This is a genomic window from Mycobacterium sp. E183 (assembly GCF_001667735.1).
In the GTDB taxonomy this organism is placed as follows: Bacteria; Actinomycetota; Actinomycetes; order Mycobacteriales; family Mycobacteriaceae; genus Mycobacterium.
Window position 1 is genome coordinate 18199 of sequence record NZ_LZJN01000160.1, and the last position, 12159, is coordinate 30357.

10 protein-coding genes and 2 pseudogenes are annotated in these 12159 nt (G+C 60.0%); 2 read left to right on the top strand and 10 right to left on the bottom strand.

Features of this window, described 5'->3' with window-relative positions:
- The first annotated feature begins 312 nt into the window (after window positions 1-312).
- Window positions 313-1335: a GDP-mannose 4,6-dehydratase gene (gene gmd / locus A5691_RS18710; RefSeq protein WP_068016882.1), complete on the top strand. Its 1023-nt coding sequence runs from the start codon at window positions 313-315 to the stop codon at window positions 1333-1335.
- 107 nt (window positions 1336-1442) lie between these two features.
- Here the strand turns inward: gmd and A5691_RS18715 are convergent, their stop codons facing one another.
- The 5 genes from A5691_RS18715 to A5691_RS18735 all read right to left on the bottom strand — a co-directional run bounded on the left by A5691_RS18715 (window position 1443) and on the right by A5691_RS18735 (window position 6821).
- Complete coding sequence (locus tag A5691_RS18715; RefSeq protein ID WP_231982306.1) at window positions 1443-2390, bottom strand: methyltransferase type 11; 948 nt, start codon at window positions 2388-2390, stop codon at window positions 1443-1445.
- Between the two features lie 52 nt (window positions 2391-2442).
- Window positions 2443-3795 carry a UDP-glucose/GDP-mannose dehydrogenase family protein gene (locus A5691_RS18720; protein WP_197694411.1) on the bottom strand — a complete coding sequence of 451 codons (1353 nt, stop codon included), beginning with the start codon at window positions 3793-3795 and terminating at the stop codon, window positions 2443-2445.
- A 176-nt stretch (window positions 3796-3971) separates the two neighbouring features.
- Entirely contained in the window at window positions 3972-4784 is an 813-nt protein-coding gene (locus A5691_RS18725; protein ID WP_068016885.1) for a Gfo/Idh/MocA family protein, read from the bottom strand.
- 47 nt (window positions 4785-4831) lie between these two features.
- A complete protein-coding gene (locus A5691_RS18730) occupies window positions 4832-5911 on the bottom strand; it encodes an NAD-dependent epimerase/dehydratase family protein (protein ID WP_068016887.1) in 1080 nt (359 codons plus the stop codon).
- A gap of 16 nt (window positions 5912-5927) precedes the next feature.
- Window positions 5928-6821, bottom strand: coding sequence for a class I SAM-dependent methyltransferase (locus tag A5691_RS18735; RefSeq protein WP_197694412.1), 894 nt, complete (start codon window positions 6819-6821; stop codon window positions 5928-5930).
- Between the two features lie 35 nt (window positions 6822-6856).
- On the opposite strand from A5691_RS18735, the pseudogene A5691_RS29165 reads away from it, so the two are divergent.
- Window positions 6857-6943, top strand: a pseudogene (locus tag A5691_RS29165) (hypothetical protein); the annotation flags it as partial.
- Window positions 6944-7006: 63 nt separating this feature from the next.
- Here A5691_RS29165 and A5691_RS29170 read toward each other — a convergent pair.
- The 5 genes and pseudogenes from A5691_RS29170 to A5691_RS18755 all read right to left on the bottom strand — a co-directional run.
- A pseudogene (locus tag A5691_RS29170) lies at window positions 7007-7129 on the bottom strand (hypothetical protein); the annotation flags it as partial.
- A 570-nt stretch (window positions 7130-7699) separates the two neighbouring features.
- Window positions 7700-8488, bottom strand: a complete 789-nt coding sequence (locus A5691_RS18740; RefSeq protein ID WP_156675620.1) for an ABC transporter permease — start codon at window positions 8486-8488, stop codon at window positions 7700-7702.
- 2 nt (window positions 8489-8490) lie between these two features.
- On the bottom strand, window positions 8491-9231 hold the full coding sequence (locus A5691_RS18745) for an ABC transporter permease (RefSeq protein WP_068016889.1): 741 nt from the start codon (window positions 9229-9231) through the stop codon (window positions 8491-8493).
- A complete protein-coding gene (locus tag A5691_RS18750; RefSeq protein ID WP_068016892.1) occupies window positions 9228-10175 on the bottom strand; it encodes a daunorubicin/doxorubicin resistance ABC transporter ATP-binding protein DrrA in 948 nt (315 codons plus the stop codon). The genes A5691_RS18745 and A5691_RS18750 overlap by 4 nt, the downstream gene beginning before the upstream one ends.
- A gap of 103 nt (window positions 10176-10278) precedes the next feature.
- On the bottom strand, window positions 10279-12099 hold the full coding sequence (locus A5691_RS18755; RefSeq protein WP_197694414.1) for a glycosyltransferase family 2 protein: 1821 nt from the start codon (window positions 12097-12099) through the stop codon (window positions 10279-10281).
- Window positions 12100-12159: the final 60 nt, after the last annotated feature.

Consider the following 12159-nt stretch of genomic DNA (forward strand, 5'->3'; position numbering starts at 1 on the left):
CCACCTGCAAAGAGCTCGCATCGCTGTATATGACTGAGCCATGACTGATAGGTCCGAGCTGGGAACGCCATACAGCTGAAGATGCAGAGGTGCTCGGTTGCAACTTTGACACGCACCCGCATCATGAGATGCGCGCGCAGATCGGTGTGTTATGTAACCGACTAGCAAGCCTGTTGCTCAACCCCTCTTGCGCCCACCAACTACGATGAAGAGACGCGATGCTCCGAGATATTACACAGCAAGGAGTAACACGGCCGCGATGTTAGGGTACCTGGATGCGATGACCAGCATTCACTTTAGAGCAGGACTTCTGTGAAGCGAGCGTTCATAACTGGAATTACCGGACAGGATGGGTCGTACCTCGCCGAGCTGCTGCTGAGGAAGGGATACGAAGTCCACGGGCTGGTTCGTCGAACATCGACATTCAACAGGCGACGCATCGATCATCTTTATGTTGATCCACACCATCCAGGTGCACGGTTGTTCCTGCACTACGGCGACCTGCTCGATGGAACGCGCTTGGTTACCCTACTAAGCACCATCGAACCCGACGAGGTGTATAACCTTGCCGCGCAGTCACATGTGCGGGTCAGTTTCGACGAACCGGTGTACACCGGCGACACCACCGGCATGGGATCGATCCGGTTGCTTGAAGCCGTCCGCCTTTCCCGGGTGCATTGCCGCTTTTACCAGGCGTCGTCTTCGGAGATGTTCGGCGCCTCGCCGCCACCCCAAAACGAGCAGACTCCGTTTTATCCGCGCTCCCCATACGGCGCGGCAAAAGTCTACGCGTACTGGGCGACGCGCAATTATCGAGAAGCGTACGGGCTGTTCGCCGTGAATGGCATCTTGTTCAATCACGAGTCGCCACGACGCGGCGAGACTTTTGTAACTCGAAAGATCACGCGATCAGTAGCGCGCATCAAAGCCGGCATCGAGTCGGACGTTTATTTGGGTAACCTCGATGCCGTCCGCGACTGGGGGTACGCGCCCGAATACGTCGAAGGAATGTGGCGCATGCTCCAGGCTCACGAACCCGAAGACTTTGTTCTCGCGACCGGGCGCGGTTATAGCGTGCGCGAGTTCGCCCAGACTGCCTTCGACCACGCTGGCCTCGACTGGCAAAAGCACGTGAAATTTGACGAGCGCTATCTGCGCCCCACAGAAGTGGACTCGCTAATCGGCGACACCAACAAAGCGTCCCAGACGCTCGGCTGGAAGGCGTCGATACACACCGCCGAACTGGCGCGGATCATGGTGGACGCGGACATCGCAGCATTGGAGTGCGATGGCACGCCATGGATCGACAAGCCAACGGTCCCAGGGTGGAACTGAAAGTCGGAAGCGTCAGTCGGTATACGTTGGCCCGAAGCTAATATAAGAGCCGAAACGGATGGTTGCATTCGGTGCAGATGCGACCGTTACCGCCGTCACAGTTGAAATCACCGTTCTACCAGAGACTTACGCAGCCGCGCGAGTCTATGGACGGCGGAGGTGGCGTACTTGTTCAACGGGTACGGTAAGCCCTTGTCATGACCAACCCTCACCCTCGCTTCCAGCTCATCCTTGTCATAGCTTGCCAGAACTGTCGCTGGGTGATTTAGAGGCAGATCCAGCTCTTCAGCGCGCAAGGACGAGTATGCAGTATCTTTTGTAGTATGCGTTGCTCCCGCGTGAAACCCGATGTTCCGGACCAGGTTTCGGGCCGGAGCGACGCAAAGAGCCGAGTTGGACCATATGCTGTAGATCCACTGGAAGTCCCACGTATCGACTTTGCCATCGTATGCGGCTTGGAGGACAGACTCCCAGTAGAAGCGCTCGTTCGGCTTCCGAAAGTACTGGTCGAAAAGTCCCCGATCTCTGATCTCCGGCCAGTTTGTCATGTTGATGTCGTACTTCGCCCATGCGCGCCGCCAAGTGGCCCACCCCCACAAGTGCGCAAATCTCGTGAAGTAGTAGCTATCCGCCGTCTCGGCGCGTCCAAAAAGATGGTTGTCGCCGGAGATCATCATGACGCGATCATCATTTTCGTAGCGATCGAGAAGCTCAGCGCAATACGTGAAGAACGAGGGGGAGGGCATGCAGTCGTCCTCGATGATTATCGCCTTCTCGACTATTTCGAAGGCCCAGCTGATCCCGGACGAGCAACGAAGCCGGCAGCCCAGATTGATCTCCGAGTAATTGGTCCGGATTTCGCACTCCCAGTCCACCTCGTCGATCACCGCGCGCGCCGCTGCACACTTCTCAGGCTCTCCCGGCACATCCGTGCGGGGTCCGTCCGCAACGACGAGAAGCGTGCTCGGCCTTGCGGCCCGGATCGTCTCAAGAACCTGCCTGGTGCTGTCCGGTCGGTTGAAGATGATGAAGATGATCGGGGGCGTCGTTGTCACCATTCGGGCCTCACGAGCGCGCTACGAAGACTCCGCGGAGTATCGATGGCTCTCACTTAATCGTTCTCCTTAGTCGTGAATTTGGTGTAATCCTGCCCACGCCGTAGTACTCGAAGCCCTCGGCCCGCAAACGCTCAGGATCGTAGATGTTCCGGCCATCGAACACGACGTGCTGGCGCATAGCCGACTTGATGCGCTGCCAAGACGGCCGTTGAAACTGTTTCCACTCGGTGAGCAGTAGCAACGCATCCGCGCCCTCAACGGCGTCATACATATTGCCGGCGTATCCGATCAAACTACCGAGCGACATCTTCGCCTGCTTTGTTGCTTCGGGATCGAAAGCTCTTACGGTGGCTCCTAATTCGACGAGCCGCCGGGCGACGACCAGGGAGGGAGCGGCACGCACGTCGTCCGTTTGCGGTTTGAAGCTGAGACCCCACAACGCGATTCGCAGACCTTGCAAATCCCTTGTCGGCGACTCGGCCGCAAAACGGGTGACGATCTTGGACACGAGCACGGACTTCTGTTCTTCGTTTACGTGCTCGACAGCGTTCAGCAGGTGCATGTACGAGCCCAAGAGGTTGGCGGTATTGAGCAGAGCACGAACATCTTTGGGTAAACAGGACCCGCCGTAACCGATCCCGGGGAACAAGAATTCGTAGCCGATGCGGTTGTCTGCCCCGATGGCCTCGCGCACCGCCGAAATGTCCGCGCCGGCCTTATCGCAAAGGTTCGAGATCTCGTTGATGAAGGAAATCTTCGTCGCGAGGAAGCAGTTCGCCGCGTATTTCGACATCTCGGCGCTTCTGACGTCGATGGCGATCAGCGGGTGAAAGGTGCGTAAGAAGGGCCCATAAAGCTCACGCATGATGTCGAGCGCTCGCTGCGAGTCCGTTCCCACCACGATCCGGTCGGGGTGCATAAAGTCAGCAATCGCCTTGCCCTGCTTCAAGAATTCCGGGTTGGAGACAACGTCGAAATCATGCTCGGTCTTCTTGCTGATGATCGATCGAACCACGTCGGCGGTGCCGACCGGAACTGTCGACTTGTCGATGACAACCTTATAGCGGTCCATGTGCGTCCCGATGTCCGCAGCGACAGAGTAGACGTGGGTTAGGTCGGCAGCACCGCTCTCGGACATCGGAGTGGGGACGGCGATGAAAATAACGTCTCCGTGCTCGACGCCGCGTCGCTTGTCGGTGGTGAAGTCAATGAACCCGTTCTCTCGGTCCCCGGCGATCAGCTCCTCTAAGCCAGGCTCATAGATCGGTACTCCTCCGGCGAGGAGCAGGTCGATCTTGGCCTTATCGATATCGACGCAGAGGACATCGTTGCCGCTGTCTGCAAGGCAGGCCCCCGTGACGAGGCCGACGTAGCCCGACCCAAATACCGAAATCTTCACCATCGCCCCCCTCCATGCGCTGAACCGTCGAGGCCCATATTGCCGTATGCGCTTGAGGTTCATACGCGATTCGCGCGTCGGAATGCCAAGTGATTCCTAGACGCTCCTGTTTGCACTCATCTCTCGAAAAGTTCACAAGATGTTCTCAGCCCACTATCCCAGGGATGTCCGCATGACAATTACGACCGAAAGTCGTCGATCGCGACCAACTGACCAGCATTGCAAGCAGATTCTTCGGCGGCGGCGATCGCCCGCACGATCGCGACTTCAGTTTCGAGCTGAGCTGCATCCGGCTTCCCGGCGCGCAGTGCGTCGATGAACGCTCCGAGCTCGCGCGTCAACGGAAGTTCTCCACCATATTCGGGGAACGACGTACGCCCGCAGGCACTGACCCAAAGCTTGCGCACCGCAGTGTCGTCGAAGGTTAGCGAGCCCTCTTTGCCAAGAATCGTCATGCGATGACGCTTGCGCGGCGACATCCAACTGGCGCTAGCAACGAACGGGACGCCCGAGATCTCAAATCTTGCGATTACGGCCTGGAACCCCGGCGCTGCGCCGATGCCTCGAGCCTGGACGAAACCCGGATTAGCACCGAAGAGCGACCGGGCCATCGAGATACCGTGAGGAAGCCAGTCCCAAAGCACCGACGAATCGGTTCGTGGATGATCATTCATCCCCTCCCAGGACACCGCCTGGATTGGTCCGACATCAGCCAGGAGATTTTTCGCAGCCTGAAAAGCCGGGTTGTACAGCTGCACGTGCCCAACTACAACGGGCACATCAGAAGCTAACGCCGCTTCGCGGACGCGGACGGCATCGTTCACCGTTGTCGCCAATGGTTTTTCGATGAACGTTGGCACGCCCGCTTCGATAAACGGGATCGCAACCTCCGCATGTGTCGAGGAGGGTGTCGCGATCAGGACTCCGACCGGTCGTTGGCTAACGATGATGTCAAAGTCCTTCGATTCATCGATAAGCTGGACATCGCGCATCGTCGACAATGTGCGGACAAGGTTGATGCCCCACTTTCCCCGACCGATTACAGCGAGTCGCATACACCCTTCCGGTAAGACTCCTGGTCTTTGGCCCAGTCGATGAACCGTGCCAGCCCGTCCTGAACGTCGACCTCGGGCTGATACTCGAGCTCCTCGGTCGCCTTGGAGAGATCCGGGCAGCGCCGCTGGGGTTCTCCCGCCGGGTAGGTGTCCGGATAGTCGATATGTTGAAATGTCGCACCCGGAACGAGTTTTGCGTATAACTCGGCCAGTTCGAGCATGGAGATTTCGTTTGCGGAATTCCCGATGTTGTAGGGCTCACCGGCGCGGCCCCTCAGAAGCACCTTCAAGAATCCGGTGATCGCGTCCGTCGTGTAGCAAAATGTTCGTGTCTGAAGCCCGTCTCCGTGCACGGGAATCGGCTCCCCGGTCAGGGCCCGATAAGTGAACATAGGGACGACGCGCCGATCGTTGTGCTTCATCCCGGGACCAAACACGTTGAACGGCCGCACGATTGTTACCGGCAAGTCATACTTCTGGTGGTAGATCGTGGCGATCGTTTCCGCCAATCGTTTCGACTCGTCATAGCATGCCCGGGGGCCAACGCTTGATACGTGGCCGTGGTAAGTCTCGGGAGTTGGGACAAATCGCGGATCGGGGTCGCCGTAGATTTCGCTGGAACTAAAAAACAAGAAGCCCTCCAGAGACGGGTTACGACGACCCAGCTCCAGGAGGTTCTTGATGCCCGAGACCGCGCTTTCGATGGTTTCCAGCGGATACTTCATGTAATAGACGGGCGATGCCAGCCCAGCCGCATGCATGATGTAGTGGATGTCTTCGCGCACGGGCAGCGGATAAGTCACGTCTGCCCACACCTCGGCGATATTCTCGTCCCGTTCCGAGGTGCTCGGATCGCCCGTGATGAAGTTATCGACTGAGAGGACCCGGACGGGCCGTTCCAAGATCGTGTCGTTGAGCCGTTTGAATACTCTCAGAAAGTGCTTGCCAAGGAAGCCCGCGCCTCCACTCAACAGGACAGTCTTTCCCGAAAGCATATGAGCATCGTCCCCAATCCCCCGGACGATCGCCTCGGTATCGCGGCGGAGAATGAAATGTTCGGCCATGCGAAATATCTTTCTGTTACACCAGCTCTGTGGGCGGAATGGGCTTCAGGTAGCGGTAGGCTCCGTCAGTCTTCTTCTTGATGTCGTCGAAATACTCATATGCGAAGACAACCAGCACATCAGGCTTGTGTTCATCCAGATAGCTTTTGGGAACGATCGGGATATGTGTGCCGGGGGTGAATTTGTTCTGCTTCAACGGGCTGTCATCGACCGTGAACGGTATTTCACTGGGGCCGATTCGACCGTAGTTGCATATCGTTGCCACGCGCGCTGGCGAACCGTAACCGGCAACTCGCAAACCGGCTTGTCTGTACTCCTCCAGTCGAGCCTTGAAAGCGGATACTTGAAGATCGACATTGCGCCGGAACTCACGCAGGGTGTCGATCGTCAGATCCTTTTCCTCACGCGCAAGGAGCTGGCGTGTCGCGTCGGAGGAGGATTGCTGGCCCGCTCGTTGCACGAATACTTGCAAAGAGCCGCCGTGCGGCGCTATCTCTCGCACGTCGGAGATAAACATGTCGTGCCCGGCGAACAACTTCGCGAGCGATGTGAGAGAATAATAGAAAATTCGATCCAAATAGAAACGCTCGAATTGCGTAGTAGTGAGAATAGCGCCAATATATTCAACCTCGACGATGAAGGTGCCGTCTTCCGTCAAGAGTCGTTTCACCGCCTCGATGAACCCGGCCGGATTCTCGAGGTGGGTGAAGACGCTGCTGGCGACGATGACATCCGCTCTCCCGTACGACTCTTCGATCCGCTCGGCGGTCGGAAGGTCGAAGAAGGACGTAAGTGTCTCCAAGCCCTGATCATTAGCGATCTTCGATACGTTGATAGAAGGCTCGACGCCGAGCGCTTTGACCCCCAGCTGCTGCAGCGGTCTGAGAAGAATTCCGTCGTTTGAGCCCACGTCAACGACAAAACGGGCCGACGCCAATTGCGACGATGGAATGCCGATTGTGCGGCGAGCCCGCCGCGATTGAGTTCCTCAATCTGGGTGAGCAGCCGCTCGCAAACAAATATCCCACCGCGGCCGAGTTGGACGTTCTTGCACGATGGACAGAAAAAGACCTGCAAGGGGAAAAAATCTTCTGCAGCAAACTCGGCCGCGGTGGGATATTTGTTTGCGAGCGGCTGCTCACCCAGATTGAGGAACTCAATCGCGGCGGGCTCGCCGCACAATCGGCATTCCATCGTCGCAGTTGGCGGCGCATGCATAAAGGGCTCCCCTTTGCCTCGCGTGCAGATCACTACCCGTCACATGGTGCTTGAATCACGATCGTCTCCATGACGAGGTGGTAGGGCGATAGTACGTTACTTGCAGGCCTTGCAGTCGCTTTCGGCATCACGAGCCCAGAGCTTGATGCGTGCTCAGACAGGGGAACAGCCTGCAGCTCGAAAATCTCGATGACACCGTCCGGAAAGCAGGAAAGGCCGGTCCTGGCTGCCGCGATTATCAGTCTCGAGGGGTTACATGCTCGCCCCGCCGTCCCAGAGAGACGAACTCGACTGCTACTCCGAGAACACAATCACGCTTTCGCCTTGGTGTGGTAGCCACCTGCCCGGTCCTCGAGATGTCGATAGCGAAGCGGGCCCTGCCGCGTATGGCTGAGTCGATGCCTGGACACCCAATCGTCGGTCTCGAATCCCACCGAGGTGACCACCACCGGACGGACGAAGGCCGGCGCAAAAATGCCAACGTCGTCTAATGCGGGCGACGAGGGTCTACACAGCAGCGAGGCCCGCGCCTCAGCCGAGGCCTGGCGCATTGAGCGTCAAGCGAACAGCTTAAGCACTCGACTCGGCGGCGCTGCGGTAACCGCGGACTGCGACCGGGATAAAGACCGCGAACAGTCCGATCGCCCACATGGCAGTCAACGCGAGGGGCCACAGCAGCGGACCGCCGTGTGCCAGTCCCCACATCGCCTCGATCGGCGGCGACATCGGTTGCATGCGAACAAACGGCCGAAGCCAGTCCGGGTACAACGCGATTGGCGTAGTCCCTGGGTTGAGGAACGCCAGCGCGAGGGTCCCGGCCGCCAGCCACGTCATGAGGGAGACGCCGTTGGTGCGGATCGCAATTGCCATAACCAGCGTCGTGAACCCGACCACCACGATAGGGGGAATCAGGACGTACACGAGGACGGTGGCCCAGCCGTGTGTGAACCGCAGTCCCATCGCGACTCCAAGCGCCGTGATCAATGCGGTTCCGATCAGGGCACGCGCCGCCTCGGCCGTCAACCGTCCGGTGAGTGCGCTTGCCCGGTGTACCGGCAGCACCCACATCCGGCTCAGCAGTCCAGAATCGCGCTCCATCGCAATTCCGAGCGAAGTGCTGAGGGCGCCGAACACCCCGGACAGCACCGAACACACCGGGACCAAAGCGTAAACGCTCTCGACCCCGGTGAGTTTGTGCACGCGCTCGTCCAGCACCACGACGTAGACGAGTAACAGGCAGACCGGGACGATCAGAGACCCCACCAGCACCGCGCGCTCACGCCTCCACTCGGTGAGAAGGCGACCGGCTTGGACCCAGCTCTGGGTGACCAGCGAGGTTGGCAGCCGGGCTTCGGTCATCATCAGCTCCGCCTCTGCAGCCGCAGCGTGATCGCGCCGAAGACCAGGACCATCCCCATGCACCAAGCCAGGCTGGCCGCCAAATTACTGAGCGTCACGTAACCCGAGCCCAGCCCGCGCAACGTCTCGGCGACCACTGACAGCGGCTGATTGCGTACAAACGGGCGCAGCCACCCAGGGAACGTGCTCTCGGGGGCGATCCCGGTGGACAGCATGAACAACAGGAGCTGGGGGACAAACAGCACGTGGCTAGTCCCTTGGGGGCTGCTTGTCATTGATCCGAGCGCATCGGCGCCGAGTGCCACGGCCAGGCCCAGCAGCAGCGCGATGACGACGAAGACCACCGCGTACAGGAGTCCGCCGGTCATCCGGAATCCGAATGCGTAGCCCGCGGCGATGGCGACCGCAAGGGCAAGCGCGGCCCGGACCAGGGTCGCCACTATGCGGGCACTCACCGGAACTGCCGCAGCGATCGGCAAGGTCTTCAACCGCTCCCCCAGCCCGTGGAGGTGATCGCGAGCTGCTCGGTCAGCGGTGAGCATGGCAACCAAGACCACTGCCTGAATGGCGACCGCGGGGACCAGGTACTGCGAATAGCTGACGTGCCCAGTGTCGACCAGGCCGTGCAGGGCCAGCGAAAAGCCGGCCAGATAGCCGACGGGTGAAAAAATCTCGAACATCAGGCCGCCGTCTCGCGCGGCGGCGAGCAGAGCGCGTTCGGTCAGGGCACCCATCGCTGTCATGGTCGGGCGACGGGCCGCTCGGTGAGGCGCATAAAGGCCTCGTCCAGCGAAGGCTTGCGCAGCGAAATGTCGATGAGTTCGACGCCGATCGCATCGACCCGTCGAAACACCTCACCCAGTGTTGCGACCCCCTCGGGCGCGGGGACCGACACGAAATTCATGTCGGTGTCGACGTCGATCCCCTCGAGCCCCGCCAAAGCTGCGGCGACCTTCGGCAGGTCCGTCGGATTCGCGGGGGTCACCTGGCAGTAGCTGGCGCCCACCCTGCGCTTGAGGTCCTCCGCGGTGCCGCTGGCGATCACCTTCCCGTGGTCGATCACCACGATGGAATCGCTCAGCACGTCGGCCTCTTCCAGATACTGCGTGGTCAGCAGCACGGTCACGCCTTGCAGCGCCAAGGAACTCACCAACGACCACATGGCACGGCGGCTGCGGGGGTCCAGTCCGGTGGTGGGTTCGTCGAGAAACAGCACTTTGGGCAAGACCACCAGTGCACTCGCGAGGTCGACGCGCCGCCACATTCCGCCCGAATAGGTGGATACCCGCCGATCGGCGGCCCCGACGAGGTCGAATTGGTCGAGAAGCTCGTCCGCGCGGGCCTTCGCTTGCTGGCGGCGCAGGCCGCGCAGCCTGCCGAACAGCACCAGGTTCTCCCGTCCCGTCAGGTACGGATCCATCCCGGTGAACTGACCGGCCATCCCGATGCTGGCACGCACTTGGCCCGCCTGGCGAACGACGTCGTACCCGCTGACGAGGGCCCTTCCCGAAGTGGGGCGGATCAACGTCGACAGGATGTTGATCGTGGTCGTCTTGCCTGCGCCGTTGTGACCGAGCAGCCCGCACACCGTCCCAGCCGGAACGGAGAAATTCAGGCCGTCCAGTGCGGGGGCATTGCCCTCGAATGTCTTCGTGAGGCCAACAACCTCAATCGCCAGTGGGCTCACCCTCGGAGTATTTCATGGTGGGTCGCGGCACGTTCACACTATGGGCGGTCCCGACGTATCCGCCGGCCGAATGCACGGCCCCGGCGCCCAACACACGGTCGAGTCATCCCCACATCCGCGAGATCAATGCGCGGAGCCAGACGTTAGCGGCGGCGACGGCCCGAGAATCCCGGTGAGCCAACAACTTACCCTCTTCCTTTGAAAAAGAGTGGGCGATCACGGCCGGTCGTTCCTTCGTTCGCTTCGGCGATTCCCGCTCGAGCTCGGTGAGGCGTTCGCGTGCCAGGTCGACGTCCGCGCTGTCGCGCGTGAGTACCACGAGGCCGCTGCGAAACCAGGGAAAGGTCGAAAGCGATTGCATCGCCAAGGAATCGAAGAGACACGGGTACCATCCGGCCGAAGCGAACAAGTCGAGCCAGTGTGACATCGGCCGCCCGTTGAAGTAGCCCACCCCCGACCGGCCCGCGGCGCCCGAGAAGACAATGCGCCCACTCGCATGCCGAACGATGTTCCCGAAGAACGCTGACTCCGACGCCTCTGAAAGTCGCTGCGAAGGCTGCACACACATCACCAGATCGAAAGTCGCCCCCAGGTCCACCGGCTCCATCACATTGGCTCGCACATACTCATCGGCTCCGAGGTGGGCCGGTGGCCGGTCACTGGCATCCACGCCCGTGATCCGTTCCGCTCCATGAGAAGCGAAATACTTCAAGTACGCCCCGGACTCCCGACCGATCGCCAGGACCGATACGGGGCAATAGCGCTCTGCCAGATAACGAAAAGGCGGTATATCCGCATATAACGCGGTCTTCGACCGCCGACCCTTCCCCGACGGGCGCTTCACGCGCCGTCGGGCAGATTTTGTCTCGCGCGGGCCGTCCAGGAACTTCAGGTCGGACGCCAAACCGGAGACGTCGGCCGCCGGGTTGAATATTCGGTCAATCGACCTCACGACCTTTTGCAGCGGCGTGCAATTGATGGCCGGTTGCGCCGTCAATGCCTGGTAACCCGGGGTAACGGGGTCGCAGACGACATCGTCCGGCCACGCCAATTCTGTGCCGGAGAAGTCCGCGTAATTGAGCGCTTCGCGGGTCAAATCCTCCGCGCTGAACGATGGTCCGCGAATGATGCGGTCGTATACCACCTTCCAGTGAATCCCATGCGCGAAATCCAGCCGATACCGATTCCGCTCCAGATTGGCGATCCAGCCGACCAAGATCTTGCTGGTGAACTGGTCGACGCTGCGGACCGGGAAGTGGGCGATCGTGACGTCGGTCAACTTCACCTTGCGCAGCGACCGACCGCGGTAGGTGGCGCCGTGGTTGCCTTGCTTGATCCGTAACTTCTTATCCATTTTCGGCTTGGTGACGATGATCGGTTTCCACCACGCGCGCTCCTCCGCCCTCCGGTAAGTGATACTCCTTAGGGGATCCGAGGCATTGCCGTCCGGACCCGAAGGAGCCGGAATATAGGTGCGCCAGCGATATTGGGCCTGAGTACCGGGGCGCATCGCGCGCAATTGCCCGTATAGCGCATCCCGCGATGGTGCGACGATGAATTCGTCGGCGTCCAATAGGAACACAAAAAGGGGCCTGAATTTAGGCACTACCCTGCGGTACACCCCGGTGACGATTTCCGCCTGGAAATGACCCACAATCGGATCGTCGAACAGAATTATGGGCAATCCCTCTCGTTGCAGCTCGACGAGGATTTGGCGGGTGTCGTCGACCGAATCGTTGTCGACGATGGCCAGCGCATCCATGAAGCACAAATTGTGTCGGACGAAAGCCTCGATAACATCGGCCTCGTTCTTCACCATCGCGATCCCGAGGGCTTCGGTCATGCTTGTGACGTGGTGTCGATTTTCATCGTGGATCGAACCTTTCGGCGGGGTGCGCGCAGGCGGCATCAGGGCATCGCCCATTATTCCGGCTTCCTCAGGGCTTCGGGCCGCCTTCGACCCATCGCCGCCGAACTCTCGCCC

Excerpts from the sequence above, each read along its gene's own strand:
- A5691_RS18740 (WP_156675620.1), bottom strand. The coding sequence starts at position 8,488 with ATGACCGAAGCCCGGCTGCCAACCTCGCTGGTCACCCAGAGCTGGGTC.
- A5691_RS18720 (WP_197694411.1), bottom strand. The coding sequence starts at position 3,795 with ATGGTGAAGATTTCGGTATTTGGGTCGGGCTACGTCGGCCTCGTCACG.
- A5691_RS18745 (WP_068016889.1), bottom strand. The coding sequence starts at position 9,231 with ATGACAGCGATGGGTGCCCTGACCGAACGCGCTCTGCTCGCCGCCGCG.
- A5691_RS18725 (WP_068016885.1), bottom strand. The coding sequence starts at position 4,784 with ATGCGCGATGTCCAGCTTATCGATGAATCGAAGGACTTTGACATCATC.
- A5691_RS18755 (WP_197694414.1), bottom strand. The coding sequence starts at position 12,099 with ATGGGCGATGCCCTGATGCCGCCTGCGCGCACCCCGCCGAAAGGTTCG.
- A5691_RS18730 (WP_068016887.1), bottom strand. The coding sequence starts at position 5,911 with ATGGCCGAACATTTCATTCTCCGCCGCGATACCGAGGCGATCGTCCGG.